Annotated in this window: 23 protein-coding genes and 1 pseudogene; 10 read left to right on the forward strand and 14 right to left on the reverse strand. The window is 69.9% G+C overall.

What is annotated here, in order from left to right:
* Positions 1–245 precede the first annotated feature (245 nt).
* A complete protein-coding gene (leuA, locus tag AC5P1B_RS27135) occupies positions 246–1,829 on the reverse strand; it encodes a 2-isopropylmalate synthase (protein ID WP_493890403.1) in 1,584 nt (527 codons plus the stop codon).
* On the reverse strand, positions 1,826–2,080 hold the full coding sequence (locus AC5P1B_RS27140; RefSeq protein ID WP_493890405.1) for a tautomerase family protein: 255 nt from the start codon (positions 2,078–2,080) through the stop codon (positions 1,826–1,828). Before AC5P1B_RS27140 ends, leuA begins: the two co-directional genes overlap by 4 nt.
* A gap of 197 nt (positions 2,081–2,277) precedes the next feature.
* On the opposite strand from AC5P1B_RS27140, the gene leuD reads away from it, so the two are divergent.
* The 3 genes from leuD (at position 2,278) to AC5P1B_RS27155 (ending at position 4,735) form a co-directional block, all read left to right on the forward strand.
* Positions 2,278–2,865 (forward strand): 3-isopropylmalate dehydratase small subunit, encoded by a 588-nt coding sequence (gene leuD / locus AC5P1B_RS27145; protein WP_493890406.1) that lies wholly within the window; start codon positions 2,278–2,280, stop codon positions 2,863–2,865.
* Between the two features lie 226 nt (positions 2,866–3,091).
* Positions 3,092–4,132 carry a DMT family transporter gene (locus tag AC5P1B_RS27150; RefSeq protein WP_493890407.1) on the forward strand — a complete coding sequence of 347 codons (1,041 nt, stop codon included), beginning with the start codon at positions 3,092–3,094 and terminating at the stop codon, positions 4,130–4,132.
* Positions 4,133–4,177: 45 nt separating this feature from the next.
* Positions 4,178–4,735: an Lrp/AsnC family transcriptional regulator gene (locus tag AC5P1B_RS27155; protein ID WP_493890409.1), complete on the forward strand. Its 558-nt coding sequence runs from the start codon at positions 4,178–4,180 to the stop codon at positions 4,733–4,735.
* Positions 4,736–4,810: 75 nt separating this feature from the next.
* Here the strand turns inward: AC5P1B_RS27155 and AC5P1B_RS27160 are convergent, their stop codons facing one another.
* From AC5P1B_RS27160 to AC5P1B_RS27185, 6 genes are read right to left on the reverse strand one after another with little or no spacing between them, the layout of a single operon-like run.
* Positions 4,811–5,674: a sugar phosphate isomerase/epimerase family protein gene (locus tag AC5P1B_RS27160; protein WP_493890410.1), complete on the reverse strand. Its 864-nt coding sequence runs from the start codon at positions 5,672–5,674 to the stop codon at positions 4,811–4,813.
* A 6-nt stretch (positions 5,675–5,680) separates the two neighbouring features.
* The gene (locus AC5P1B_RS27165; protein ID WP_493890411.1) at positions 5,681–7,744 is read right to left on the reverse strand and encodes an amidohydrolase family protein; all 2,064 of its coding nucleotides are present in this window, start codon (positions 7,742–7,744) and stop codon (positions 5,681–5,683) included.
* Positions 7,741–8,583 (reverse strand): DODA-type extradiol aromatic ring-opening family dioxygenase, encoded by an 843-nt coding sequence (locus AC5P1B_RS27170; protein ID WP_493890412.1) that lies wholly within the window; start codon positions 8,581–8,583, stop codon positions 7,741–7,743. The genes AC5P1B_RS27165 and AC5P1B_RS27170 overlap by 4 nt, the downstream gene beginning before the upstream one ends.
* Positions 8,568–8,876 (reverse strand): hypothetical protein, encoded by a 309-nt coding sequence (locus tag AC5P1B_RS27175; protein ID WP_493890413.1) that lies wholly within the window; start codon positions 8,874–8,876, stop codon positions 8,568–8,570. The genes AC5P1B_RS27170 and AC5P1B_RS27175 overlap by 16 nt, the downstream gene beginning before the upstream one ends.
* Positions 8,873–10,354: an aldehyde dehydrogenase gene (locus AC5P1B_RS27180; protein ID WP_493890414.1), complete on the reverse strand. Its 1,482-nt coding sequence runs from the start codon at positions 10,352–10,354 to the stop codon at positions 8,873–8,875. The genes AC5P1B_RS27175 and AC5P1B_RS27180 overlap by 4 nt, the downstream gene beginning before the upstream one ends.
* Positions 10,351–11,142 (reverse strand): 2-keto-4-pentenoate hydratase, encoded by a 792-nt coding sequence (locus tag AC5P1B_RS27185; protein WP_493890416.1) that lies wholly within the window; start codon positions 11,140–11,142, stop codon positions 10,351–10,353. The genes AC5P1B_RS27180 and AC5P1B_RS27185 overlap by 4 nt, the downstream gene beginning before the upstream one ends.
* A 450-nt stretch (positions 11,143–11,592) precedes the next feature.
* Between AC5P1B_RS27185 and AC5P1B_RS27190 the strand changes: the two genes are divergently transcribed.
* On the forward strand, positions 11,593–12,360 hold the full coding sequence (locus AC5P1B_RS27190) for an IclR family transcriptional regulator (protein WP_493890417.1): 768 nt from the start codon (positions 11,593–11,595) through the stop codon (positions 12,358–12,360).
* 240 nt (positions 12,361–12,600) lie between these two features.
* Here AC5P1B_RS27190 and AC5P1B_RS27195 read toward each other — a convergent pair whose 3' ends face one another.
* Together AC5P1B_RS27195 and AC5P1B_RS27200 are read right to left on the reverse strand one after the other, a co-directional pair.
* Positions 12,601–13,101, reverse strand: coding sequence for a VOC family protein (locus AC5P1B_RS27195; protein ID WP_493890418.1), 501 nt, complete (start codon positions 13,099–13,101; stop codon positions 12,601–12,603).
* Positions 13,098–13,685 carry a DinB family protein gene (locus tag AC5P1B_RS27200; protein ID WP_493890419.1) on the reverse strand — a complete coding sequence of 196 codons (588 nt, stop codon included), beginning with the start codon at positions 13,683–13,685 and terminating at the stop codon, positions 13,098–13,100. Before AC5P1B_RS27200 ends, AC5P1B_RS27195 begins: the two co-directional genes overlap by 4 nt.
* A gap of 62 nt (positions 13,686–13,747) precedes the next feature.
* On the opposite strand from AC5P1B_RS27200, the gene AC5P1B_RS27205 reads away from it, so the two are divergent.
* The 5 genes from AC5P1B_RS27205 (at position 13,748) to AC5P1B_RS27225 (ending at position 19,730) form a co-directional block, all read left to right on the forward strand.
* Positions 13,748–14,770, forward strand: coding sequence for a helix-turn-helix transcriptional regulator (locus AC5P1B_RS27205; RefSeq protein WP_493890421.1), 1,023 nt, complete (start codon positions 13,748–13,750; stop codon positions 14,768–14,770).
* The gene (locus AC5P1B_RS27210; protein WP_493890422.1) at positions 14,767–15,051 is read left to right on the forward strand and encodes a hypothetical protein; all 285 of its coding nucleotides are present in this window, start codon (positions 14,767–14,769) and stop codon (positions 15,049–15,051) included. Before AC5P1B_RS27205 ends, AC5P1B_RS27210 begins: the two co-directional genes overlap by 4 nt.
* 61 nt (positions 15,052–15,112) lie before the next feature.
* Entirely contained in the window at positions 15,113–15,577 is a 465-nt protein-coding gene (locus AC5P1B_RS27215) for a maleylpyruvate isomerase N-terminal domain-containing protein (protein ID WP_493890424.1), read from the forward strand.
* Between the two features lie 1,109 nt (positions 15,578–16,686).
* Positions 16,687–18,213: an MFS transporter gene (locus tag AC5P1B_RS27220; protein WP_493890425.1), complete on the forward strand. Its 1,527-nt coding sequence runs from the start codon at positions 16,687–16,689 to the stop codon at positions 18,211–18,213.
* A 308-nt stretch (positions 18,214–18,521) separates the two neighbouring features.
* The gene (locus tag AC5P1B_RS27225; protein WP_493890427.1) at positions 18,522–19,730 is read left to right on the forward strand and encodes a phosphatidylserine decarboxylase; all 1,209 of its coding nucleotides are present in this window, start codon (positions 18,522–18,524) and stop codon (positions 19,728–19,730) included.
* Positions 19,731–20,064: 334 nt separating this feature from the next.
* On the opposite strand, the gene AC5P1B_RS27230 is transcribed toward AC5P1B_RS27225, so the two are convergent.
* Together AC5P1B_RS27230 and AC5P1B_RS27235 are read right to left on the reverse strand one after the other, a co-directional pair.
* On the reverse strand, positions 20,065–20,427 hold the full coding sequence (locus tag AC5P1B_RS27230) for a peptidase inhibitor family I36 protein (protein ID WP_493890428.1): 363 nt from the start codon (positions 20,425–20,427) through the stop codon (positions 20,065–20,067).
* Between the two features lie 692 nt (positions 20,428–21,119).
* On the reverse strand, positions 21,120–22,637 hold the full coding sequence (locus AC5P1B_RS27235; RefSeq protein WP_493890430.1) for an FAD-dependent oxidoreductase: 1,518 nt from the start codon (positions 22,635–22,637) through the stop codon (positions 21,120–21,122).
* Positions 22,638–23,459: 822 nt separating this feature from the next.
* On the opposite strand from AC5P1B_RS27235, the gene AC5P1B_RS27240 reads away from it, so the two are divergent.
* Complete coding sequence (locus tag AC5P1B_RS27240) at positions 23,460–24,188, forward strand: MgtC/SapB family protein (protein ID WP_493890431.1); 729 nt, start codon at positions 23,460–23,462, stop codon at positions 24,186–24,188.
* Positions 24,189–24,292: 104 nt separating this feature from the next.
* Here the strand turns inward: AC5P1B_RS27240 and AC5P1B_RS27245 are convergent.
* Positions 24,293–24,430 (reverse strand): annotated as a pseudogene (locus tag AC5P1B_RS27245) (DUF6086 family protein); the annotation flags it as partial.
* Between the two features lie 99 nt (positions 24,431–24,529).
* Positions 24,530–26,332 (reverse strand): hydroxysqualene dehydroxylase, encoded by a 1,803-nt coding sequence (locus tag AC5P1B_RS27250; protein WP_493890433.1) that lies wholly within the window; start codon positions 26,330–26,332, stop codon positions 24,530–24,532.
* Positions 26,333–26,644 lie beyond the last annotated feature (312 nt).

The following is a 26,644-nucleotide window of genomic DNA, read 5'->3' on the forward strand; positions in this document are numbered from 1 at the left end:
GGTGGTGATGGGGGGCGGACCGTGGCGGGGAGCCTGCCGGCCGGCTCCCCGCCACGGTCCTCAGTACGGGCGGCTCGTCAGATGACGTTGGTGTGCCACTCCTTGACGAGGCCCTCCTCGTGCACGGGCTCGATCCTCATGGCATTCCTCCTTCCTTTCGGGTCGTCGGTGTTGGGGTTGGGTTGCTCGCGCCTTGCCGAAGGGAGTCGTCCGCTACGGCCGGTACGAACTCTGTGGGGGTGCCCTCATCGCTCACCGGTCGCGACGCCGAGTGCCCGCTCGCGGGCGGCGGCCATGGCCTGTTCGGGGCCGTCTCCGAGGCCGACGCTCCACAGTTCGCGGCCCTCGACCTCGCACCGGGCGTAGGCGATGGTCCGCTCGGCGGTCCCGGTCGTCCGGGGCCGGGTGTGCGACTCCAGCACGGTGACGGGCACCCCGGGCCGCTCGGGGCGGACGGCGGGCACCGGGGTCAGGTACTCCTCCTCGAACAGCTCCAGCAGCTTGTCGGCGGTGACCTCACCGCCCACCTCGTCGATCCGCCGCTGCACCAGCCGCCCGAACTCGATCTGCAACCCGCGGGGCAGGTCGAAACCGTGGATCTGCTGGAGCACATAGGCCGGTCCGGCCTTGCCGGACTGGGAGTTGACCCGCACCACCGCTTCATAGGTACGCCCGACGTCCTTCGGGTCCAGCGGCAGATACGGCACGGCCCACGGGTACGCGCCGAGCGGGACCCCCGCCGCGCGGGCGTCGCGCGCGAGCGCCTCCATGCCCTTCTTGATGGCATCCTGGTGGGTCCCGGAGAACGCGGTGTACACCAGTTCCCCGCCGTAGGGGTGGCGCGGGTGGACCGGCAGCCGGTTGCACTCCTCCACCTCCCGCTTGACCGCGTCGATGTCGGAGAGGTCGATCATCGGGTCGACGCCCTGGGTGAGCAGGTTCAGTGCCAGGGTCACCAGGCAGACGTTGCCGGTGCGCTCGCCGTTGCCGAAGAGGCAGCCCTCGATGCGGTCGGCTCCCGCCATGTATCCCAGTTCGGCCGCCGCGATGCCCGTGCCCCGGTCGTTGTGCGGATGCAGCGACAGCACCACCGACCCGCGGTTGTCGAGGTTCCGGTGCATCCACTCGATCGAGTCCGCGTACACATTGGGCGTGGACGTCTCCACCGTCGCGGGCAGGTTCATGATGGTGGGATGGTCCGGCGCCGGCTGCCAGACCTCGTTGACGGAGTTGCAGATCTCCAGGGCGAAGTCCAGTTCGGTGCCGGTGTACGACTCCACCGAGTACTGGAACGTGAACTCGGTCCCCGGCATGGCGTCGGCCTGCTTCACACACTGCCGCGCGCCCGCCACCGCCAGGTCCCGCACCCCGGCCCGGTCGAGCTGGAACACGACCCTGCGCTGGAGCGTGGAGGTCGAGTTGTACAGGTTGATGACGGCGTTCCGTGCCCCGCCCAGGGCCTCGAAGGTGCGCTCGATGAAGTCCTCCCGCGACGGTGTGACCACCTGGACGATGACGTCCTCGGGGATCAGGTCCTCCTCGACGAGGGTGCGGGCGAAATCGAAGTCCGCCTGGCTCGCGGTGGGGTAGCCGATCTCGATCTCCTTGTAGCCCAGGGCCACCAGGAGGCGGAACATGCGCAGTTTGCGTGCCGGGTCCATCGGGTCGGCCAATGCCTGGTTGCCGTCCCGCAGGTCGACCGAGCACCACTGCGGGGCCCGGGTGATGACGGTGTCCGGCCAGCTGCGGTCCGGAAGGTCGATCGGCGGATAAGCCCGGTAACGGGAGACGGGCATACCGCTGGGCTGCTGGATCGCGACATCCCTCATGCGGGGCATCCACCCTTCTGGTCGACTGCTGATGTGGGCTGCTCCTCAGTGGTGTGGCCTGACGCGGCACGCTCGGCGAGCGTCACACCACCCGCCGACCACAGTCGCGCGGGGACCTCACGGACCAGGACCCGGATCTGTCCGTCCGTCACCCCCAGGGAGTCGCGCACCACGCGGTGCACGGCGGCCATCAGCCCGCGCAACTGCTCCGCGGGGCGGCCCTCGGCCACGGTCACCTCGATCAGCGGCATGTCGGTGCTCCACGGTCGACCGGAAAGGGAAAGGGAAAGGGGAAGACGAGGACGGGGGACTCGCCCCCGGCCACCGCATTCGAGCACACGGCATCGGGGCGGTGGCGTGGGGTTTCCACTCAGTGCAAGAGCTTCCGCCGTACGCACTGATCCGTTTCTACGGTCGTTCCGCGGACCGGCGACAAGGAGCGGAAGAGATGCGGAAGTTCACCGTGCACCAGGGGACGGCGGTGCCGTTGCGCCGTACCAATGTCGACACCGACCAGATCATCCCGGGCGAGTACTGCAAACGCATCGGGCGCACCGGGTACGCCGACGCGCTCTTCGCCGAGTGGCGGGATGACCCCGGCTATCTCCTGGCCCGGCCCGAGTACGCGCGGGGGAGCGTGCTGATCGCCGGAGCGGGCTTCGGGATCGGCTCCTCCCGGGAGCACGCCGTATGGGCCCTGATGGATCACGGGTTCCGGGCCGTCCTGGCACCGTCGTTCAGCGACATCTTCTGGGGCAACGCCATCGGCAACGGGCTGCTCCCGGTCCGGATCACGCAGGCGGCGACCGAGCGGTTCTGGGCGCTCGTGGAAGCGGACCCCACCACCGTCTTCACCGTCGACCTCGAACAGTGCCGGGCGGGCGCGGTCGGTGTCCGCGTCCCTTTCGCCCTGGACGAGTACAACAAGTACCGGCTCCTCAACGGGCTCGACGAGATCGGGGCCACGCTCCTGCACGACGAGGCGATCGAAGCGTACGAGCGGCGCCGGCCGGGCTGGCTGCCCCGCACCCGGTGAGCCGCGTGCGGGGCGCCCAGCGGGCCGCGGATGCCACGTACGCGGTGGGCCGTCGCCGGGCGCGCGACAGGCCGTGCGTCAAGGCGTGCGTCAAGCCGTACTTCAGTGCCCCGTACGGCCCGCTCGGCGCCCCGCCATTCGAAGCTCGGCGGCCGAACTCCCCGACCGACGAACGAAGTTCGGTACGCGTGGACGCCCGCGGTATGGATACCTAGCATCCCCGTCCATGACCGAATCTCACGCTCGCGCTCGCCTCTACGGGGGAACTCTGCCCGTCCTCGCCGCGGCCTGTCTCTGGGGAACTGTCGGGCCCGCGCAGGTCTGGGCCGATTCCGGCGCCGACCCGGTGGCCCTGGGGGCGTTACGGCTGCTCATCGGCGGTCTGGTGCTTGCCCTGGCGGCGCTGCTCACGCCCGGCTGGAGCGCGGGGCTGCGGTTGCTGCTGACCCGGCCGGTGTGGCCGTGGATCGCGCTCGCCGCCCTCGCGACCGCCGTCTACCAAGCCGGATTCATGTTCGCCGTCAGCCGGACCGGTGCCGCCCTGGCCACGGCCGTGGCCCTCGGGGTCGCCCCCGTCGCCACCGGGCTCTGCTCCCGGGTGGTCACCGGTGAACGGATCACTACGGCCTGGACGATCGGCACCGCCTCGGCGATCGTCGGATGCGCCCTGCTGCTCGGTCCGGGCAGCTCACAGGTGGCCGTCGCCGGTGTGGTCCTCGGCGTTGTCTCCGGTATCTGCTACGGCCTGTACACGGTGGCCGCGAAGCGGCTCTCCGATCGCGGGGCCAACATGCCGGCCGCCGTCTCCTTGACCCTGCTGGCCGGGGGCGTCGTCCTGCTGCCGGCCGTCGTACGGGACAGCGACGGGCTCGCGACCGGCTCCGGCCCGCTGCTCCTGGTCTGGCTGGGGGTGGCCGCCACCGCCGCCGCGTACATGCTCTTCGTGAACGGGCTGCGCCGGGTGACCGCCGGCACGGCGGGCACGCTCAGCCTGGCGGAGCCGCTCGTGGCCGCCGTACTCGGTCTGCTGGTGCTGGGCGAACGGCTGTCCGCACTGGCCGGAACAGGGATGGCCCTGCTGCTCGTAGGGCTGGTATCAGTGAGCGTGCCACCCGGCGCCCCGCGCCGCCTGTGGCTTTGGATGCGATGGTCGTCCGTGAGTACGCCAAGCGATCCTCCGGGCGTCTTCGACGGGCCCGCATCCGGCGCGTCCTCCCCGCCGCACGACCGTGACCTGAATCCGGTCACTCTTGACAAACAGATATGAACTCATCCCACGCTGGGGCATCCTGCCTCTGAGATGCCGTGCTGTGTGGAGTTCCGGGGGGAACGGGTGGAACTGGACGACCTCGACTGCCTGCTGCTGCGCGAGATACAGCGGGACGGTCGCCAGACCAATCGGGACCTGGCCGCCACCGCCGGTGTGGCGCCGTCCACCTCACTGGAACGCCTGCGCTCCCTCCAGCGCCGCGGGGTCCTCAAGGGCTTCACCGCCGAGGTGGACCTCGAAGCCATCGGCCGCCCGATCCAGGCCCTGATCTCCGTGCGAATCCGGCCACCGTCCCGCAAGGTCCTGGAGGGGTTCCGCGAGTGGGTGCGGATGCGCCCGGAGGTGGTGGGCATATTCGTGACCACCGGCAGCGACGACTTCCTGATCCACATGGCGGTGCCCGACACCGACTACCTGTACGACTTCGTCATCGACGAGCTGACGGAGCGGCGGGAAGTCGCCGACGTCCGTACCTCCATCGTCTACGAACGCCTGGAGTCCCGCATCCTCCTGCCCCTCGGCCCCCGGAAGACGGACCGGAGCCGGCACCCGGGCGGTGAGCCCCGAAGGCCCCGCCCCGGCAAGCCCGACTGGGCCTGACGAGGGTCCGCTGTACGCACGAGGGTTCCGCTGTACGGACCGTACAGCGGAACCTGCGGCAGACGGCGTACCCCGCTAGACCGCCCAACCACCCCCGGCCAGCGCCCTGCTCAGGGACGCCCGCGCCAGGCGTGCCACTACCGCGCAGTCCATGGCGTCCAGTTCGTCGGACATCACCTCGACGGCGATCGACGTCACCCGCCGCGAGAGCAGCAGCGCCCTCAGGACGCCGTGGATGTCGGCGGTCCCCTCGCCCGGCAGCAGCCGCAGGTGCCTGGCCTCGTGGCGTGGGTCCGGGTGGGGATCGGGACGCGTGTCGCAGATCTGCACGGAGAGCACCGCGTCGGTGGCCAGCGCCGCGATGTCCTCGGCCCCGACTCCTGTCCGCTCGCAGTGCCAGGTGTCGATCAGCAGCCCGCCGTTGGGCCGGTCGGAGCGTTCGACGATCTCCAGTGCCCGGCGCAGGGAGGGGACACCCCCGTACGGCATGAACTCCAGCGGTACGACCAGCTCCGACTCCTCGGCCCGTCGGCACAGGCGGGCGTACTCGGGTGCCAGGTCCACCTCCTCGGCCTCCGTGTCGGGCAGACCGGCGTTGACGGCGCGGGCGCCGAACGCTTCGGCCATGTGGAAGACCGTGTCCTCCTCTTCCCGCGCCGCCACGCTGCCCGGCCTGGCCCATGAGCGCAGCAGCTCCACTTCGCACACCTGGAGCCGGTGACGAGTCAGCAGCTCCCGTACGGTCTCGTCGGACCAGCCCCGGGAGCGGGCCCGGACGTAGTCGTCGACCCGCAGTCCGATCCCGTCGAATCCGGCGGCGGCAGCCGCCCGCACTCTGTCCTCAAGCTCGGCGGAGCGCAGTGTCATCGCGCTGAGGACGGACCCGACCCGCGTGCGCCGCCCCTCGGACGGCGCACTTCGCACCTCGGTGCTGGCCACTTCGGGTCAGGTCCTCTTCTGCGCGAGGATCAGGAGGCCGTCGGGCATGGCCGGGCGGACCAGGCCCTTCACCGTCAGGCCCGCCTCGGTGAAGGCCCGGCTCCAGCCGCCCTCGTCCAGCAGGTACTGGCCCATCACGGCGTGCACCAGGGCGAACTCGGGGCCGAAGACGTCGTCGGTGGCCTTGGAGCTGGGCGCGGCGGTGACCTCGGCCGCCAGCACATGGGCGCCCACGGGCAGGCGGTCGGTCAGCTCCCGCAGGTAGGCCACGAGCGCGTCGAAGCCCTTCTCGTAGACCTCGTGCAGGAAGAAGAAGGTGACCGCCAGCTGGACGTCCTCCAGCCCCCGGATCGACGCGACGTCGCTGCCGTCGGCCTCGATGACGTCGATGACCGCGCCCTTGCCCGCCGCCTCGATCTCGCGCCGGGCCTCGGCCACCGCCTCCGGGCTGATGTCCACGCCCAGTCCCCGGCAGCCGAGCTGGTCGTGCAGCGTGATCAGGAAGTGCGCGTTCCCGCAGCCGATGTCGGCGACCCGGTCGAACTCCAGCCCGCTGAGCAGCTTGACCACCTCGGGCTGCACGTCCTGCTTGCCGAGCAGCGCCGAGCCGACCGCCACCCACTTGCCGTCCCGCAGCACCTCCTCGCGGTAGGTGGCCGCGTTGGTCAGCAGGTCGCCGAAGCGGCGCAGGGGCTCGCTGTAGCCGCCCGCCAGCCACACCAGATAGCCCCGGTCCTCGTACAGGCTCCGGCCCAGCTCGGTCAGGTGATAGCGGTCGCCGTCCAGACGCAGCACACCGCGCTGCGACAGGTAGCGGAACAGTCCCTCGGACAGGAACCGGTTCGCGCCGGCCTCCGCCGCGGTCAGTCCCCGCTCGGCGAGCCGGGTGAGGGAGCCGGTCATGTCGAGCGCGGCGAAGGTCGAGGTCAGGACGTGGCCCCGGATCAGGTCGAAGGCGGGGCGTCCGGCGGCGGTACGGCTGGTCACGGGTGACTCCTTGTGGGTGTTGGGGTGCGGAGGGGCGTCCGGCCGCTGCGGACGCAGCAGCCGGGTCGCGTTGCGGTGGAGGATCAGGGCGGACTCGTCGGGGCCCAAGCCCAGCGCGGCGACCGTGCGCATCGGTTCCCGGTCGCTGAGGTCGAACGGCGCGTCGGTGCCGAGCAGCACCTGCCCGGCGCCCACCTCGGCGACCAGGGCGGCCAGTTGGGCGGAGGAGAACACAGCGGTGTCGTAGTAGAGGCGGTCGAGTGTCCAGCTCGGCGGCCGCAGGGTGCGGCGCGCCGCGGGCTTGGTGCGCCAGCCCAGGTCGAGTCGGCCGCGCAGTGCGGGCAGACAGCCCCCTCCGTGCGCCAGGCACAGCACGGGCTCGTGGCGCTCCAGGGTGCCGCCCAGCAGCAGGCGGGACACGGCCAGTGCCGTCTCCATCGGATAGCCCACCAGTTGCGGCAGCCAGTAGCGGTCCAGCCGCTCCAGTGCCGGGGCGGTGGACGGATGCAGCAGGGTGAAGACCCTGGTCCGCCCGAGCAGTTCCCACAGACGGTCGTTGACCGGGTCGTCGCACTCGCGGCCGAGCCCCCGGGTGCCGCACGCCAGGCCCGGCATGCCCAGCTCCCGCAGACACCGATCCGCCTCGGTGGCCGCGGCCCTGGACCCGATCGGCACCGTCCCCAAAGGTGTCAGCCGCTCCGGGGCCGACGCACAGAATCCGGCCAGCGCGTCGTTCCCCTCGGCGATGATCTCCCGTACGAACACCTCGTGCAGGGCCGTCGAGCAGGTCAGGAACGGCGGCAGCGAGACCGCCTGTCGGTGCACGCCTGCCTCGTCCATACGGGCCAACCGCGCCGCCACGTCGTACTGCTCCGGCGGGCAGGGGACGGGTACGTCATCTTGCCCCAGCCCGGACACCCGGCGGTCCAACTGGACCACGCCGGAGGCCAGCCGGGAGAGGTCGGCGAGGCGCCGGTCGGCCAGGAAGCGCAGGATGGGCAGCGGCATGGCGTGGGAGTGGATGTCGTAGTGGCCGCGCGCGGTAGGGTTCTCGGCGCGCACCGCCCGGCCCGCGCCGCTCACCGTCCGGCCTCCGGCGCCGGCGCCACACTCCACTCGGCGACCGCCATCCCGGTCACCCACGCGTGGATCGGCTCGTACGCCGTCACCGTGACCGGACCGGCCACCGCGCCCGCCAGCGCGAGCCAGCTGCGGATCTCGTGCGCCCCGTTGCCCGCCTGCTCCAGCTCGGCGTCGCGCAGGCTCCACACCTCGTCCAGGGCGCCGCGTTCCAGCCGTTCCAGGAACCAGCGGTCGAAGCCCTCGTCGATGTCCCCGGTGCGCTCGGTGCCGATCCAGTGCGACAGCCCCCCGGCGGCCACCACGGCCACCCGGTCGACGGCCGCGCAGTTCTCGATGGCGAGGCCCAGCGCACGCCCGAAGTCGTACCAGGCACGCAGGGGCAGCATCGGCGCGACCGCGCAGTTCTGCAGGACCGGCACGAGCGGCAGCTCACCCGTCGGAGCGAGAGCGTGGTAGATCGTCATGACGCCGTGGTCAAGGTCGAGGCGCTCCGAGAAGGAGGTCATCCAGCCCTGCCCGAGCAGCCCGTCGGCCACGGAGCGGGCCAGGGCACCGTGTCCGGGCACCTCCCCCCGCGGGATCGGCAGCCACGGCTCGGCGGGGCCGGAGTGCTGCTCGGACAGGCCGATGCAGCACTGGGGGAAGTTCTCCAGGAAGAAGTTGGTGAAGTGCTCGTTGGAGAGCATCACCACGGCCTCCGCCCCCGCCTCGCGCGCCCGCCAGGCGGCCCGCTCCAGCGCCCCGGTGAACCGCTCGGCCTGCCCGCGCGGCGCGGAGTCGGCGGCCGCCAGCATCATCGGCGCGTGGGAGGCGGCGAACGCCGCTACGACGCGCGCCATGGCGTCACCCCCTGTGCGCCCCGCGCGGAGCTCCCGTGGCGGCCCGTGGCCAGCATCCGCCGGTAGCCGTCGCGGGTGATGCCCAGCGAGCGCGCGAGCGCGTTGATGAGCACCGGGTGCACACCCCGGTCCGCCAGTCCGCGCAGATCCCCGGCCTGGAGCAGCGCCGTATCGGACTCCGGCAGGTCGGGCGGGACCACAGCCGACGCTCCCCGCCGTATCCGGTCGAAGACGGCTCGCTGCAACGCGTAGCTGTCCAGGGCGCCGGCCTCGTACCGCCGCGCCGCGCTCATCGCGCCGCCCCCGTCGCCGCCGGGCTGACCGTCCCGTCGATGTCCATCACCACGGCCTTCGGCTCGGTGAAGAACTCCCGGCTGTGGGCGCCCCCTTCACGCCCGATGCCGGACTCCCCGACGCCACCGAACGGCGCGCGCAGGTCCCGTATGAAGTAGCAGTTCACCCAGACGGTTCCGCCGCGCAGCGCCGCCGCCGTCCGGTGGGCCCGCCGCAGGTCCTCGGTGAACACCATGGCGTTGAGCCCGTACGGGGTGGTGTTCGCCAGGCGAATGGCCTCTTCCTCCGTGTCGAAGGGGGTGACCACGGCCACCGGACCGAAGATCTCCCGCTGGAGGACGGCGGCTTCGGCGGCGGCGTCAACGACCACGGCCGGCCGGATCAGCCGTGCGTCGTCCGGGTCGGGGCCGCCCACCAGGAGCCGCCCCTCGGGGCCTCCGTCGAGGCGGCCCAGGAATCCTCGTACCTTCGTCTGGTGCTCCGCCGACGCGAGGGGCCCGATGTCGGTGTCGGCCTGCGCCGGGTCGCCCACGCGCAGCGCATCCGCGGCAGCGGCGAATCGTGCCAGGAACTCCTCGTGAACCGCGCGTTGCACGTAGATCCGGCTGCCCGCCAGACACACCTGCCCGGCGTTCATGTAGGCGGCGGACACCGACCAGGACACCGCCCGGTCCAGGTCGCAGTCGGCGAAGACCAGGTTCGCGGCCTTGCCGCCGAGCTCCAGGCTGAGCGGCGTCAACCGGTCCGCGGCCGCCCGGGCGATGGCGCGCCCGGTGGCGGACTCGCCGGTGAAGGTGATCCGGTCGACGCCCGGGTGCGACACCAGGAACTCCCCGGCCCCCGCGGGCCCGTGCCCATGCAGCACGTTGAGCACCCCCGGCGGCATCCCCGCCTCCAGGGCGAGCCGGGCGAGTACGGTCGCGGAGGCGGGGCTCTGCTCGGCGGGCTTGAGGACCACGGTGTTGCCGTACGCGAGCGCCGGTGCGACCTTCCAACTCTCCAGCATCAGCGGGAAGTTCCACGGCGCGACGGCCGCGACCACGCCCGCTGGCTCGTACCGGGTGTAGATGTGCGTCCCGTTGTCGGCCGGCAGTGCCTCGGAGGCCGTCAGCCGCGCGTGGTCAGCGAAGAACCGGAAGTTGGCCGCGGCTCGTGGCACGTCCTTGGACCGCGCCTGCGCCAGGGGCCGTCCCATGTCCCGGCTGTCGGCGGCCGCCAGTTCTCCGGCGCGCTCCTCGATCAGGTCGGCCAACCGGTGCAGTATCCGGCCCCGGACCGCGTGGCCCATGCGCGGCCACTCCCCGGAGTCGAAGGCCTGCCTGGCCGCGGACACGGCCCGGTCCGCGTCCTCGCGCCCGCCCTCCGCCACGTCCGCCCAGGCGGCGCACCGCCACGGATCGACCGAGTCGAAGCGCCGCCCGTCGCTCGCCTCGGTTTCCTTCCCGTCGATGACGTGCCCGAAGAGCTCCCCGCTCATGAGCGATCTCCCGTGGCGGTCAGCGAGACCGACCCGAGCGAGGAGAAGACCGCGGTGGCCGTCGAACCGGCCGCGAAGGGCGCGGCGTCGGTCACACCGCCGGTCAGCACCGTCCATCCCGGCTCGATCCGCAGCCCGCGGCGGGCCAGCACCCGCGCGGCGAACACCAGCGCGCGCACCGGATCGCCGAGCACATCGGCCCCGGCCCCGCTGCCCGCCACACCGCCGTCGACCTCGATCCGGCAGCTCTCCTCCCGCAGGTCGCGACTGGCGTCCGGCTCACCGCCCCCGTCACCGAGGGCGTAGAAGGCGCTGGACCCGTTGTCCGCGACCACGTCCGGGAGCGTGAACCGGTAGTCGAGGAACCGGCTGTCGATGACCTCCAGACCGGCCCGTACCCCGCCGATCGCCCGCCGGGCACGCGCCTCGTCCGCCGTCCCGTCCAGGGGCGCCGCCATCTCGTACGCGATCTCCGGCTCCACGCGGGGATGGATCAACCCCCCTACGGGGACGGCCGCGCCGCTCGGCCGCACCATCCGATCGGTGAGCCAGGCGACCAGCGGCTCCGACACCCCCATCCGCCGCTGCTTGGCCCGGGAGGTCAATCCGAGCTTCACCCCCACCAGCCGCTCTCCGCGAGCCAGCCGCACCCGCAGCGCCGCGTCCTGCACCAGATACGCCGACTCCACGTCCAACTCCGGCCATTTCGCGGTCAGCGGCGCCAGCGCGGTCGCGGAATCCTCCGCGTCGAGCAGCAGCCGCGCCGCCTCCACCACATCGGTTGCCACAGGGCGCACCTCCACCTACGGGCCTGACAGGACCCGGACATCATCAGCAACGGCGGCAGGCCTTCCGGCCGGGGACTTCCACTCATCGAAAACCCGGTTCGCGCGGTTCCACTGAGCGGGCGCCGCCTCCCGCCGGACGCCTTGCATGCCGCACCCTCACGTCGCCCGTGAGGACAGGCGCCGCCTCACAGGACGCGGAGCGGTGACGGGAGGGAACGCACATCGTTCAGAGCGGTACGAGTACCGACCGCACCGGGCCGAACGAATGGGAGGCGCGAGAGGAAGCCGAAACGCATCCGTTCAATGACGGTGGCCAACGCGCGCCGACGCCTCTTACGTTCGCTCCCAGGGGGCTGTTCCCTCGTGGACGTATCGGCTTTGACGGGGGCTCGGCTGTGCGAACCGCACCCGCCCCTGAGCGTCCAGATGCTCGGGAGAAAGGCCAGGGGGATGGCGGGCAATGCTCAACAGGTCGGAGAGTCGGTCACCAGTCGGGTGCTGGCGGTACTGGGGACGTTCGATGCGTGGCATCAGAATCTGTCCCTTACGGAGATCGCGCGCCGGGCCGGGATTCCCATCGCCACGGTCCACCGGCTGCTGTCCGAACTGGAGAAATGGCGAGCCGTGGAACGCGGGTCCGACGGCCGCTACCGCATAGGGCTGCGCATCTGGGAGCTGGGAAGCCTGACCGCCGCCCGCACGCGGCTGCGGGAGGTCGCGCTCCCTTACCTGCACGCTTTGTACCAGGCGACGCGGGCCGATGTGTTCGTGGCGGTCGCGGACGACGGTGACGCGGTGTACGTGGAGCGGTTCGTGTCGCCGTCCCTGCCCAGGGGCGAGAGGGGCCCGCGCCCTCCCATGCGGCAGCCCATGGACCAGTCGGCCGCGGGCCTCGCGCTGCTGGCCTACCGGGAGAACGAGCACCACCGGCACGCGGGCCGCGCAACTGCCGGGACGCTGGACGAAACGCTGCGCAAAGTACGGCGCCAGGGATGCGCCGTACTGCCCGAGCCCGGCAGCTGGGAGGTGACGTCCATCGCCGCGCCGGTACTCGGCGGGAACGGCTACGCGGTCGCGGCCCTGGGCGTCTCCGCGCGGGCTCCCCAACGGGTGGAACGCTGGCGCGAGCCTTTGCTGTCCGCCGCCTCGGGGATGCAACGCATGCTGCTGGGCCGAGCCGACGACGAAGCCGCCCGATCGGGAAGCGAAGCTGTCTGAAGGGGGCTGCCCGCGATCCTCGTCCGCGTGATGCTCCACGCCTGACGCCTGACGCCTGACGCTGACGCCTGACGAGGGCGGCGTCCTCCGTTGATCCTTACGCCGCCTCCGGCAGGCCACCGAGCGGTTCAGGGCCTCGCGCCCGCCCCCCCTGCTGGAGCACCGCGTCGCAGCCGGCTGCCTCGGCCGCGCGACCGGCTGCGACCGGCCGCGGCTTTCCGCGACCACAGCGGAGCCGCGTCAGTCCAGGCAGAACTCGTTGCCCTCAGGGTCGGCCATCACGATGTAGCCGGCGCTCATCGGGGGAGCGGGCTCATCGCGACGTACCCGCGTCGCTCCCAGCGCGAGAAGCCGGTCGCACTCGGTCTCCAGGGCCGCCATCCGCTCCTCTCCCTCCAGTCCGGGAGCCGCGCGGACGTCGAGGTGGACGCGGTTCTTGGCGACCTTGTCCTCCGGCACCTGCTGGAAGAACAGGCGTGGGCCGTGCCCGTCCGGGTCCTCGATGGCCGACTTCGTGTTGCGCTGCTCCTCCGGTACGCCGATTCGCGCCAAAAAGTCGTCCCACGCGGCAAAGGGGTCTGCCCTGTTCGAGCGAAGCCGAGAACTTGGGGATGGGTCGGCGCCCTCGGGCAGGTCGACTCCGGGCGGACCAGGGTGGACGTAGCCCAGTACGTCGCGCCAGAAGGACGACAGCGCCCGCGGGTCGTGGGCGTCGAAGGTGACCTGGATGTGGCGGCTCATCGGATTGCTCCGTTCGTAGCGGGTTTCCTGTGCGCGTAGAGGTCGCGCAGCAGGCAGACCTCGGACAAGTGGTGGATCAGCTCGCGGTGGATGTGCAGCACCAGTTCGGCCATGGACACCTCGGGGAAGGGCTCCGTCGCGCCGACCGGGGCCCGGAGTTCAGCGTCGCTGAGGCCGCGCACCCCGGCCAGCCAGGCGTCGAGCTGGGCGTTGAGCTGGTCGAGTGCGGTGGCCGCGCTGCCGGTGTACTCCCACGTCTCGTACGACGCCGCCGGCGCGCCGAAGTGCGCCGCGTTACGCGTGGCGAGCACGCCGACGATGACGTGAGCGAGCCGCCAGGCGATCGTGGTGAAGGCGGCGGGGACCGGCTCCGGGAAGGTGTAGTCCACCGTGAAGTCCCCGGCACCGAACCGCCCGGGCACCGTCGAGCTGCCGCGCGGCCGCACGCTCCAGGCGTCCGGCACCGGCGACCAGAAGTACTCGTCGTCGGTGAGGCCGTCGAGTCGGGCTCGGAGCTGATGGTTCCAGTGGAACTCCCACTGCTCGCGCAGCGTCCGGTTCCAGTCGAGTTCGTCTGCGTCCATGGAGCCACCCTGGCACCCCTAGCGGACAGGATCGGTCCGCTATTTCTGGCAGGGTGGGCGACATGGATGAGGCAATCGGTGCCGAGCGGGGTACGACGGAGCGGGTGCTCACCCTGCTCGGGCTGCTGCAGCAGCGCCAGATCTGGACCGGCCCCGAGCTCGCAGACCGGCTCGGGGTCACACCGCGCACGGTACGGCGCGACGTCGAGCGGCTGCGCACGCTCGGCTATCCGGTGCATGCCAGCCAGGGTGTCGGCGGCGGCTACCAGCTCGGCCCGGGGCAGGACCTGCCGCCGTTGCTTCTCGACGACGAGGAGGCGATCGCGACCGCGGTCTCGCTGCTCGCCGGCGCGGGCGGCGCGGTCGCCAGCGCCGGCGACGCCGCACTCCGGGCGCTGACCAAGCTCGACCAGGTGCTGCCCATCCGGTTGCGGCACGAGGTGCGCGCCCTCTCCGGCTCGGTGGAGTTCTTCGGCGGCGGCCGTACCCCGGTCGACCCCGAAGTGCTCATGACGCTGGCCAGAGCCTGCCGCGACGAGGTCGAGGCCGGCTTCGACTACGCTCCCCGAGACGTCGACCGGCAGGTGCCCCCAGGGAGCGGGGTACGGCGGCGGGTCGAGCCCTACCGCCTGGTCGCCTCCGACCGGCGCTGGTACCTCCTCGCCTACGACCTCGATCGCGACGACTGGCGCAACTTCCGCGTCGACCGGATGACCGAGGTGTCCGCACGGACCTGGCGTTTCCGCCCGCGCGCGGCGCCCGACGCGGCGACGTACGTACAAGAGGGCGTGGCGAGCCGGGTCTACGCCCACCAGGCGCACTTCCTCGTGCACGCGTCTGCCGACACGGTGCGCGCGCAGATCCCGGCGTCGGCGGCCGTCGTACGACGGCGGGGGAGCGAGCTCTGCGAGGTGCTCAGTGGCGCCGGCAACCTCGACTTCGTGCTCATGCACGTGCTCCTGCTGGGGCACGACTTCGAGGTACTCGACCCTCCCGGGCTCGGGAAGCGCTGTCGCGTGCTGGCGGAGAAACTTCTGGCGGCCGGTGCAACGATCTCATCGGTGCCGGACATAGAGAAGACATGAGCCGCGACCACGCCGGGGCCGAGACGCACCTCCGCTTCTCCCACGTCTCCCACGTCTCCCACGTCTCCCACGTCTCCCACGTCTCCCACGTCTCCCACGTCTCCCACGTCTCCCACGTCGAGCACGTCGAGCACGTCGAGCACGCCGAGCACGCCGAGCACGCCGAGCCGATTCTCTCGCTTCGCCATACGCCGGGCCGACCAGGCCGACCAGGCCGACGACGCCGCAGACAGCACCTCCTCACCCACCTCCTCCTCCCCCGTTTCCTCCTCCGCCTCTGACACGAACCGACCGTCTGGGTACGCGAAACCGACTGTCCGGGCGCGCGAGCGGACCGCCGAAATGCGGTTGTCCGCCATTGCGGCACCGCATTACCTTGCCGATGTGGATCTCTTCTCACGCTCTTGGACGGCGTTGCGCACGGCGGTCGCCGAGCTCCCGGACGAGGACTTCGCACAGCCGTCCGGCTGTACCGGCTGGCTCGTGCGGGACCTGGTGTGTCATCTGGTCATCGACGCTCAGGACGTCCTGATCACCCTCGTGACCCCCGCCGAAACGGAACCGACCCGCGACGCGGTGACGTACTGGGACGTCGCACCTCCCGGACGCGGCGGAACCGCCCGCGGAGGGGCTTGCCCGGTCCCGCGAGATGCTGGAGAAGATCGCCGGGACCGGATTCCCCGCGTCGTTCTCCGACAAGGACGCGCTGCTGGTCGGCACCGGACGGCGTGCCCCGACCGACGCGGAGAAGGCCGAACTGGGCGAGCTGGCCGGGCAACTCCCGCTCGTCCTCGGATGACCGTCTAGCTGGACGGGACTCTTCGGCGCGGGCACACGGTGGGCGGTGAGCTACCCCGGCACCTACCCGCTGTACGTGCCGCAGTGCCCCCGCAGCCGCACGTACAGCTCCCGGCACCTCAGCCGTTCTGGTGCCGTCGGCGCCATGCGCGTCCACGGTCCGCGATGGGCCGGCGCCGCCACCGGTGGGGTGGCCAGCGAACGCATGGACGCCCCCTCACCGGCGCCTGAGGGAATCCGGCGAACCCTGCGCATCGGACCAGGGTGGACGGCCCGCGAACCGGACTGTTGCCGCTCATTGGCCGAGCCGAGGTAGGGCCGGGTCGGGCCAAGGCGGGGCCGGTCTTCCGTAAAGCAATCAGCGCCGTCGTAAGTCGCGCCTGTTTCACCTGGCCTAACGGCTCGGACCATCCCCGGGGCATAAGCGGCCTGCCTGCGAAGGCCGTAACGACGTAATGGCCGGGCATGTGTGTCCGCGGTAGGTGTATGACGTAAGCAACGGGGATCGCCGTGGCCTGGCCCCTGCTCGGTCTCATTCTGTCGCCCATATTCCGGTCGGCGTCTCAACGCTCGCCGGCAGCGCTCCCGTCTTGCCGGGACCGCTGCGCGAGGTCGCGGTGGGGCTCGCAAACCCGGCGCTCCGCGTCACCAGCGCCGCCCCGCACGGCCGCCAGGCGCTTGGGCACAGCGGCATGTGAAGGGACTCGTTCGTGCGTGCGCGGCCGGTCTGAGTGACACGCCCAGTGTCAGATTTGCATTTCCCGGAAAAGTCTGGGCAATGAAATGCCTCCTCCGTCTTGTCCATACTTTCACCGGGAACGCAAATCCTTTCCAGGGTGTTTCCGCAGACCTGTGCACACACCTCTGGCGGGAATGTCAAGCGTGCGGGCGACCATATCCAGGGATTCCGCAATCGGGGCGATCGGATGGTACGGTTTTCTTCCGTCCCGAGTTCAGTACGTGTGCCGTACTGGTGCGCTGCGCTCGGATTGCAGGCCGGCCTACCGCTCCTTTCAGTGGTTCACCCTCGCTTCACCTCCGGTAGGTGGAGCCGACCCTGAAACGTCTTTTCCGTGGTCCGGCGAATGATGATCCAAACCACTCCCTGGAGTTCTTCGATGCCTGTTGAGGCCACGACGGCGACTGCCCCAGCGCCGGACACATCCGGCGCGTCACCCAAGAGCCGACATCTCGGTCTGGCCTTGTTCGTGATCGCAGCGGCTCAGCTGATGGTGGTCCTCGACGGCACCATCACGAACATCGCCCTGCCGAGCATCCAGACCGCCCTGAGCGTGTCCGACGCGAACCTGGCATGGATCGTCAACTCCTACGCCCTCGCCTTCGGCGGGCTGCTGCTGCTCGGTGGCCGGGCCGGTGACCTGTTCGGGCGGCGGCGGATGTTCCAGGTGGGCATCGCCCTGTTCACACTGGCCTCACTGCTGGGCGGACTGGCCCCGAACGAGGGCCTGCTGATCGGTGCGCGCATCCTGCAGGGCGTCGGCGCGGCCATCGCCGCGCCCAGCGCCCTGTCCCTGATCGCCACGACGTTCCCGGAGGGCAAGCCGCGTAACAAGGCGATGGGCGTCTACGCGGCCATGGCCGGGATCGGCGCCACGGTGGGCCTGCTGCTGGGCGGTCTGCTCACCGACGCCCTGGACTGGCGCTGGGTGTTCTTCGTCAACATTCCCATCGGCCTGGCCGTCCTGGTCGGAACCCGGACCCTTGTCGAGGCCGAGCGTCACCCCGGCCGCCTGGACATCCCCGGCGCGATCACCGGCACCGGCGGGCTGATAGCCCTGGTCTACGGCATCACGCGCGGCGGCGAACACGGCTGGACCGACAGCTTCACCCTGGCCTCCTTCGCCACCGCGGCCGTCCTGCTGGTCGCGTTTCTGCTCGTCCAGACCCGCACGACGCACCCCATGCTGCCGCTCGGGCTGCTCAAGGACCGCAACCGGTGGGGCAGTTACGCCACCATGCTGTTCATCGGCTCCGGCATGATGGCCACCTTCTACTTCCTCACCCTCTACATGCAGCTGATCCTGCACTACAGCCCGGTCAAGACCGGCCTCGCCTACCTGCCCTTCAGTATTGGCATGGGCATCGCTGCCGCCATCAGCTCCAAGCTGGTGACCCACATCGCGCCCCGAGTCATCGCGGGCCCTGGACTGGCTTTGGCGGCCGCGGGCATGTTCTGGTTCGCCACACTGGAGCCGGACTCCTCCTACGCCGGGCACCTGATGCCGGCCATGTTCGCCACCGCCCTCGGCCTGGGCATGAGCTTCGTGCCGATGACCCTGGGCGCGGTCAGTGGGGTCCGTCACCAGGAGACCGGCATCGCCTCAGCGTTGCTGAACACCGCTCAGCAGATCGGCGGAGCGCTGGGTCTGGCGGTCCTGTCCACGATCTCCACCTCGGCAGCCAACGATGAGCTGCCCCACGCGGCCAAAGCCCTCTACGGGGGCCTGGCCACCGGGGACGCCGGCCTCATAGCGCGCGCCTCGGAGGCCCTGACTCACGGCTACACCATGGCTTTCGCCGCCGCCGGTGTCATGTTCGTGGCCGGCCTGGTCGTCACGGTCCTGGCCATCAATGCGAAGAAGCAGCAGCACACCGAAGGCGCTGCCCCCGTCCACATGGGCTGACCCAGTGCGCGAACCGCGCGAACGACGAACGTGAACGGCGCGAGGATCGTGTCACCAGCCCACGGCAGGCCCCGAGCCCGCACTGGGATACCGGTCGCACGGTCCTCGCGCCTGCGCACGGAAGGCTGGCGACGGGCCAGCCGGGCGTGTGCTCGGCACGGTGAAGTCGCCCTTGCGGGGACCAGCGCCTCCAAGCGAATGGTTTTCCACCGCATCGGAGCAACACCAAGAGACGAATGACTCCAGACCCACTGCGCCTGGTGAGGGATGGCGGGAGCAACATCCCTCACGTGGAAGGCGACAGGAACGTGACGCAGGACATCGGGTGGTATTCCAAGGACCTCGAAGAGTTTCTCGGGAGAATCAAAAGATGGTATGAAACCGACCATGCGGGTTTCAAGACCATGTACGACGCGGCGGTCAAAAACGTGGTGCCCTACCCCGCTGACACGCCGGATAACGTGCGCTGCGACTGGAAGAACAAGGACATCCAGTTCCTGTGCGACTTCTTCAAGGAATGGTACGCATGGCAGTCGGGGGTCTATAACGGGCTGGACTACATCGAGAAGTTCAGCTGGATCAACTACGAGAACGACTACGGCATGGTCTTTGTCACGTGTGGCCCGGGGTACAAGATGACTGCCGACTTCACACACCTGCAAGGTCTGCAAATGGACGCGTCGGACTCGAAGAAACTTATCAAGAAATGGGTCGACGAGCTCGGACCGAAGCGTATGGCCGACTACAAGATCGAGGACTGGCCGAACTTCAATGAGTTCTTCGTCCGGGAGATCAAGGAGGGGAGGCGGCCGATCGACGCCGAGGACGACGGCAGTGTGGTGGTCGCCCCGGCCGACTGCGTCATCAACATGATCGTTGATGAGCTGACCGAGACCACTCCGATCCCGGTCAAAACGGTGACCATGAACGTCAGGCAATTGCTCTACGATTCCGGATACGCCGACAACTTCATCGGCGGCACGGCGGTGTCGTGCATCCTGATGCCGGACAGCTACCACTGGTATCACAGCCCGGTAGGAGGTGAGGTGGTAGAAGCCCGCGATGACATCAGCGGTGTCTACTACGGGATGCGGGACTTCCCCGAACTGCTGAACAAGGGGAACGTCGGCTACGGCTACGACTACCAGATGTTCGACAACTTCCGCCGGGGATGCGTCATCATCAAGACGGAGTACCTGGATTCCTCGGGAGAACCGGATGGCGAAGGGTACGTCGGACTGGTGCCCGTCGGCCTCAACTCGATCGCCTCCGTGAACTTCCTGGACAAGTTCAAGGCCCCGCACGGGATTCCGATCCCGGTGGAGAAGGGAGAGAGGATCGGGAACTTCAAGTACGGCGGGTCACTGAACATCCTCCTCTTCGAACCCGGCCGGTTCCCCGCGCTGCAACTGCTCCAAGGGCAGCGCATCGGGGTCCTGGAGCAGCTGAAACGCATGGCCGGGCTGTTCACCGGCGCGTATCACACACAGTCCCGGCGGCGCGCCCTGACCCCCTGATCCCGCCGTCCGATGCGATGCGCCACGCCTGTCCGAGCTGTCCGGCAACGGCCCCGGCACACGGACGGGGGTGGGCGTGGGTGGCGCCAGCTCCGCGGCGCCGCAGGGTGTGCTCTCCGCAGCGGCACAAGGTGCGCGGGGTGGCGTAGTGCGGTCCGGTGCGGGGGTGCGTCAGGAAGTCGTGGGCAGGCCGAGCGGACAACCGGCTAGATCTCCGCTCGGCCTGCTTCCGCTCGCCGTAGCTTCAGTTTTCATGAAAGCAGTTTTCATGAAAGCAGGCGGCGGAATTCCGATCATCAGCCGAACCCAGGTGGGCCGGCTTTACTGTTGGGGCCTAGCAGGCTCGCCAGGAGGAGATTCTGTCGTTGGCTGTCGATCCGATGTTGCCTCGCGACTCGCCTGGACTCACTATCGCCAGAACGGACCCACGGTAGTCTGCGTGGTCGTAGAAACAGACCCGGGAACCAGTGCGGTTCCAGAGGGACGTGGTCAGATCGTTCAAGTGATTTCCGACGTTGGAACGGTTGGTTCCAGGTACGAAGAGGAAACGCCCTTCGTAATTGCTGTCACCCCAAACGCATACGTAACCGTTGGGGCAGTCGTTGGGATTGGCGCTGGCCTGCGTCGCTCCCGAAACAATCGTGGTCGCCGTCACGCATGCCGCCGCGACAACGCCAGCAAGCAGAGTTCTTTTCACGTCTTTCTACCTTCTTTCGTCGGTCTCCGTACCACATGTCAGCGAAACTTCTGTCTCGCGAGCACAGAAAATGGTGCTGTTTCATGTCGGCGTTGACTTCGACTTTCGGAGCGGTAGCTGAGTGATTCGGGTGTGGCGGGCAGCAGTTCCCGGCTGGCCTGTCTTGCGCCTGCCTCACTGCTGGCACTGCGGCCCACTGCGTGGCGAGGGCAACTAACCGTTCGCTGGAATATCACCACACCCGGGTGTACGCAGTCAATCACTCCTCGTTAACCCGCGGGCGGTGCGCAGCAATCCAGCCAAGTTCCTTCCTGTTCTCCAAGCCCAGGTGGTGTGTGTCCTACGCAACGAGGATGCTGATGTGACATCAACGGGTAGCGCTGGCGCTGGGTGTGAGGGTTATCCGGAGTGGCCGACTTTTCTTCGCAGCTCAGACATGGTCGAACTACTTCTGGCACATTCGGCACATGGTTGGTGTCTTATCGGGCTCGCCCGTCGACGCGGGAGCGTTCTGGCGCTGAGCGACAAGGCGCTCCGGAACCTGGTTCATGCTGCGTCCATGTGTATGCCAGGGAATGGGCACCTGCTACAAAAGCCACTACTCCCGCGGAGTGGCTGACTGCGATCGGCACGACTGCCGCAGCACTCCTCGCTCTGGCCGTTGCTCCGGCCGTCGCTGTGCGGCGGCGCTACTAGTTTGCTGTGGCCTGCACGGGTTGGTCGGGTCGGTCGGCGCCGTGGTGGCTGCGGGCCGCTCGTAGGTATGTCTTCAGGCTGGCCAGGTGCGGGGTGTCGGTGAGGTCCCGTAGGGAGAGAGTGATCTCCGGTGTGAACGCGATGGGATGGTCCAGCTCCTCGTAGACCCGCTCGATTCGCCGCCCGTCATGGGCGGCGACCAAGTCGTCGTCGAGGAACCAGGGCATCGAGAGGCCGTATTCGTGCGCGGAGTCGACACTGTGGACGGCGGTCTCGGCCAGGGATTCCGCCACGGACAGGATCTCGATGGGGAGCCGCTCGGGAGCGAACCATGCGAAACGGGCGTCGTCTGCCGCGCCGGCGGGGTCCAGCAGCAGGTCGGCGACGTGCCGGGAGATGACGGGGGAGCAGTGGAAGCCGTCCCGGTAGGTGCCGGTCGCGAAGATCAGGCCGTCGACGCCACAGGGGCCGATGAGGGGGAAGCAGTCCAGCGTGATGGGCCGCACGCCCAGCAGCCAGCCGGTGATGGGCGCCGCGACGATACGGCGGTCGAGTTGCTCGCACACCAGGCGCATCAGCGCCTGACTGGCGCCGAACTCGGGCCCCCGGGCAGGGGTGCTGGTGATGACGGTGGTGGCGCCGACGTACTGCTGCCGCGTCGCGGGCAGGGGGACCGTGTGGATGCCGCACGTCGCCGCGCGGTTGGGGGTGCGGATGACGTGGCGGAGGTCCGGTGCGGCGGGTTCGGTCAGCAGGGCCAGGCCGGTGCCGTGCAGCAGAGGTGGGACGGCACCCAGAGGCAGCACGTCGGCGGCGAGGGCGCCGCTCGCGCTGCCCGCCGCCAGGACGACGGCGCCTGCGGCCAGTTCGGTGCCGTCGGCCAGCTGGACACCGCGTACGCGGCTCCCCGCTGTGGTCAGCGAAGTGACCGTGGCGGCAACGGTCGTGACACCGTGGTGGCGGGCGGCCGCCTCCAGTGCGGCGAGGACGAGGCGGGCATCGACGGCTCCTTCCCGGTGCAGGTGCAGCGCGCGGAAGGGGCGCGCGGCCGGCACGGGCGACAGGCCCTCGATGCCTGTCGGGTCGACTTCGTCGTACGGCTCGCCGTGGGCGATCAGGGCGGCGCGGATCGCGTCGTAGTTCCGGGCGGCGACCCGTCCGGATTGCCCTCCCAGGAGCACGGACGTCCCCGGCACGTGGCAGGCGCGAAGCGCCTCGGCCTGCGGTCCCGCCGTCTCGGCGAGCTCCTCCAGCCGTGCGGGCCAGGCGTCGAGGGCCTCCCGGGCGATCGCGAACTTGGCCTCGGCGGCTGGATGGCGGCTGGTATACGAGGTGACCTCGCCGAAGCAGTTGAGCATCGCCCCGGCCGCGGCCGACGCCGCCCCATCCCTCCCGGATGGCCCCACCACGGTGACGCGAAGCGTCGCGTCGCGCCGGGCCACCTCAACGGCGACGGACAGGCCCAGCACCCCATTGCCCACGACAACGACATCCGCCAGGGGACTAGCCGGCACGGTTCCTCCAAGGGCTCCGGGCGTCAGACAACAGTGGAGCGCGCTCCATGCTGGCCCGCGGCCCGTGCTCCTGCCCGATCTGGCAGTCCATTCCAGCGACCGGGGAAGACGGCGCTTCCGCCCCGACGGGGTAGCCGCCGACCTCCGGCGGGCGTCGGCCCTGAAGTGCGGCGCGGCCCGGCCCACTGAACGGCGGATCGGCCTCCTTATGGCCTTGTAGGCAGGTCAGAGCCCTGGGCTGAACGTCGGAGATGCCTGCTCACACGCCCTACGAGCGGTGAAACGTCGATGTCGAGGCGGAACGATCCGAACGTCAACCCGAAGAAGAGCTCCTGCCGGGTGACCCGGAGGCGAATCGATGGCTGGACCATCACCACCTTGACGAGATCGGGGCGCCTGTTCTCGCGTTGCGCGGTGTCGGTGGGCGGTGGCTCCGGGAGCAGGCCGGGCTGGGTTGTCACGTTGATGACTCCTTGGGCGTGGTGGGCGATCGATTCTCCTCACTTTCCGCGACCGTGTGCAGGGGCAGCTCGTAGGGAGAAAGGCACCAGTCAAGGTTGCGTCAAATAGTTGCACCGATGTGCAAATGCGACGTTAGACTCCGGGAGATCGTCACGGGAAGCCGGGAAGCCGGGAAGCCGGGAAGCCGGGAAGCCGGGAAGGAGGCGAGAGACATGGATCGCAGTCACAGTAGGCCGGGCCGTCACCGGTCCCGCATCCCCATGTCCACGCACCCTTCCGGCACGCGGTAGCCACCCCACCTCACCTCCTTGCGCCGCGTCCTCGGCCGCCCTGCCCCGCGCAGGGCGAGAGGAGGCCCCCATGGCCGACCTGACCACCTTCGACTTCGCACTCCGGCTCGCCACCGGCGTCGGCTGCGGCGCACTGATCGGCGTCGAGCGGCAGTGGCGCGCCCGCATGGCCGGGCTGCGCACCAACGCCCTCGTCGCCGCCGGTGCGACCCTCTTCGTCCTCTACAGCGAGGCGGTCGGCGACGCCAGCAGCCCCACGCGAGTCGCCTCGTACGTCGTCTCCGGCATCGGCTTCCTCGGCGGCGGCGTCATCCTGCGCGACGGCGCCTCCGTACACGGCCTCAACACCGCGGCCACCCTGTGGTGCTCGGCCGCCGTCGGCGTACTCGCGGCCTCGGGCCGCCTGGATCTCGCCCTCATCGGCACCATCGCGGTCCTCGCCGTCCATCTCCTCCTGCGTCCCGCCGGGCGGCTGATCGACCGCGTGCCGCAGGATGACCCGGATACCGAAGGCGTACGCGCCACCATCCATCTGGTGTGCGACCGCACCGAGGAGACACACATCCGCGCCCTTCTGCTGCAGTCCCTGGCAGGCGGCGAGCTCACCCCCATCGGCCTGCGAGTGCGGCGAGAGGGCGACGACACGACCGGACTGCAGACCGTCGCCGCCGTCACCGGAGACCCCACCCGCGCCCTGGAACAGCTCATCGCGCGGCTGTCCCTGGAGCCCGGCATCCGCGACCTGCACTGGCACCTGGACACGGTCCCTCTCGACGCCGAACGGGAGGTCGTGGCATGAACGGCCTCCTCCGCTCCGTCTGATCACACGGTCGCCCGCCCGCGCCTGCTGCCAGCGGCGGTGGCGGGGTCACCTCACCCCGCTGGCAGCGAACGGCCCCTGGTGTCAGCCTGCATAGGCCCGATGCCGGACGGCATATCCAGTTCGGCTTCGTAGACGTGTACCTGGCTCATGAACAGCCGGGAGACCCCGTTGGACGGGTTCCACAGGGTCTGGTCGCCCATGTCGTAGTACTGGCTCACCGCGGCCTCTTCCTGCTGGTCGTAGGGCGCAGCGTAGTGAGCCCCTGACCCCTTACGTTCGGTCACCGTCGACGGAAGGTGAGCCAGAGCCTCACTGCCTCACAACGGACTCCCGATGTCCAGCAGATGCGGCAGCCCGAGCCGGTAGCGCGTGGCGTCCAGGCGCCTGGCGGCCTGGAACTCCGGCGGCCGGTATCCCTCGAAGAGACGGGCCCGGGACGCGCCGGAGTCGGCCGCGTCCAGCAGGGCGTTCGCCGCCCGGCGGCCCGCCTCGTTGGCGGTCTCCATGGACGTGAAGTCCACGTTGCTGTACGTACGGACGTAGTCGGCGGCCAGGAAGAGATTGGGGATGGAGGTGGCCGCCTCGGGGCGGTGGTCCCAGGAGCCGACGTCGTTGAGCAGATACGGCTCGTCGTTGACGAGGCCGTCACCGGACTCGGTGATCGCCGGGTCCAGGAACCAGGAATGCAGGATGTCGTCGGGCAGATAGCGCCGCCCGGTGTCCTCCAGCGCGGCCTTCAACTGGGCCCATACCTCCTCGGCGACCTCCTTACGCGAGCATCGCTTGGCGGGCTTTCCGTGGACGAGGCCCGGTTCTTCCCAGTTGGAGATGACGACGGAGAACGAGTCGCGGGCCTCGCCGTCGCCCCAGGTGTCCGCGAAGGGTGAGCGCCAGAACTGCGACTGGCTGATGGACACCAGTGCCCAGGGGGAGTCGAGGTAGGCCACATGACCCTTGACGACGGGCACTGGCTCACGCAGGAAGTACTGGATGCCATGCGACCAGGTGGTCCTCAGCCGCCGCATGGCCGCCAGCCGGGGCTCGGCCGCGAGGATCGCCTCGTTCCACAGCGGCACGGCCCGCTCGACCGGCACCGCCACCACGAACCAGTCGGCCTCGATTCGCACCATGCCGTTCGCCGTACGCGCCTTCGCCGCGACGATCCGGCCCCGGTCGTACTCCAGGGACTCGACGGCGTGCTCCATCGCGAAGTTGACCCCGAGGTCCCGCAGATGGCGGCCCCACGGATCGATCCATGCCTCGCTGGTGGGCGCGCGGAAGATGCGGTCGGCGGGGCCGTCGCTGCCCCGTTGGAGCAGATCGAACACGATCGCCTCAAGGCCCTGACCGCAGGTGCGGGTGCTGGCGTCCTCCGGCTTGAGCGCCTGGATGACTTGCGCCCCGCCGCCGAACAGTTTCCGGTAGTCCTCGGACTTGCCTTTCGCCTTGAGGAAGTCCAGCCACTTGGTGTGCTCCCACTGGCCGTAGCGGCGGGCGTCGCTGCTCGTCATCAGGATCGCCGTCTGTCGGGCGAAGAACGCGGCCTCATGCGGCGGCAGCCGGACGATCTGCTGTACGACCCCGACGATCAGTCGTTGCAGAGCGCCGATATCGAGGGTGTCGGGGCCGAACGGCGTGGTGGGCAGCGGGAGGTCCTCACGCCCGGCTGAGCGGGCGAAACAGATCCAGGGGACCTGGATGAGATTGTCGTGTACGCCATGGGCGTTGCCAGGCACCGGAATCCGCCGCAGGGTGTCGGGCAGATTATGGTAGAAGCCGAAGACTCCACGGTGGCCGTGCTCGCCCGGGAGATCACGACGGCCGCCACTGGCGGTGCCCGCCACCGGGATGCTGCGGGCCTTGCCTCCGAGTACGGGGCGCCGCTCGTACACCGTCACCTCGAAGCCCCGCTCGGCGAGCTCGTGCGCCGCGGTCAGCCCGGCGGGGCCCGCGCCGAGCACCGCCACGCGCCGCCCGGCCGCCCCGCCCGCCGCTGTCGCCCACCCGGGCCCGCCGAAGCCAAGACCCAGGGCGCCGGCGGTGGCCGCCCCGTACCGCAGGACACTCCTGCGCGGCGGACCCTGGGCCGATGGGCAGCCGGCGTCGCTCGTCTCTGTCACTTCTGTCACTCCTTCAATTGCCGCTTCCGCAAGAGGAACTACAAGAGGAACTACAGAGGGAACTAGCGGCGGCAAGAGTAGTGACGGGCGCGTCAGAGGAGAAGGTCGTTCACCCCGGAGAAATGACGGGTGTGAGGAGGGCCTGCCGACCGGGCTGACGGGAGCCGCGGAAGCCGTGGGGCCGGGGGGCTTGGTTGGCGTGAAAGAAAGTTACGTCTCTGTGACGGCAGCACTACCGTCCGAAGTGCCGATCACGGTCGGGCCGCGGCCGTCGTTCCCCTCGGATGGCGGACCGGCCCACGGACAGTGCAG

The organism is Streptomyces sp. A01 (genome assembly GCF_059026195.1).

Coding starts and splice junctions, on each gene's coding strand:
- leuA (WP_493890403.1), bottom strand. CDS start 1,829: ATGAGGGATGTCGCGATCCAGCAGCCCAGCGGTATGCCCGTCTCCCGT.
- AC5P1B_RS27190 (WP_493890417.1), top strand. CDS start 11,593: ATGGCGGGCAATGCTCAACAGGTCGGAGAGTCGGTCACCAGTCGGGTG.
- AC5P1B_RS27180 (WP_493890414.1), bottom strand. CDS start 10,354: ATGAGCGGGGAGCTCTTCGGGCACGTCATCGACGGGAAGGAAACCGAG.
- AC5P1B_RS27200 (WP_493890419.1), bottom strand. CDS start 13,685: ATGGACGCAGACGAACTCGACTGGAACCGGACGCTGCGCGAGCAGTGG.
- AC5P1B_RS27240 (WP_493890431.1), top strand. CDS start 23,460: ATGGCCGACCTGACCACCTTCGACTTCGCACTCCGGCTCGCCACCGGC.
- AC5P1B_RS27215 (WP_493890424.1), top strand. CDS start 15,113: ATGCGGTTGTCCGCCATTGCGGCACCGCATTACCTTGCCGATGTGGAT.
- leuD (WP_493890406.1), top strand. CDS start 2,278: ATGCGGAAGTTCACCGTGCACCAGGGGACGGCGGTGCCGTTGCGCCGT.
- AC5P1B_RS27150 (WP_493890407.1), top strand. CDS start 3,092: ATGACCGAATCTCACGCTCGCGCTCGCCTCTACGGGGGAACTCTGCCC.
- AC5P1B_RS27210 (WP_493890422.1), top strand. CDS start 14,767: ATGAGCCGCGACCACGCCGGGGCCGAGACGCACCTCCGCTTCTCCCAC.
- AC5P1B_RS27220 (WP_493890425.1), top strand. CDS start 16,687: ATGCCTGTTGAGGCCACGACGGCGACTGCCCCAGCGCCGGACACATCC.
- AC5P1B_RS27170 (WP_493890412.1), bottom strand. CDS start 8,583: ATGGCGCGCGTCGTAGCGGCGTTCGCCGCCTCCCACGCGCCGATGATG.
- AC5P1B_RS27175 (WP_493890413.1), bottom strand. CDS start 8,876: ATGAGCGCGGCGCGGCGGTACGAGGCCGGCGCCCTGGACAGCTACGCG.
- AC5P1B_RS27140 (WP_493890405.1), bottom strand. CDS start 2,080: ATGCCGCTGATCGAGGTGACCGTGGCCGAGGGCCGCCCCGCGGAGCAG.
- AC5P1B_RS27195 (WP_493890418.1), bottom strand. CDS start 13,101: ATGAGCCGCCACATCCAGGTCACCTTCGACGCCCACGACCCGCGGGCG.
- AC5P1B_RS27205 (WP_493890421.1), top strand. CDS start 13,748: ATGGATGAGGCAATCGGTGCCGAGCGGGGTACGACGGAGCGGGTGCTC.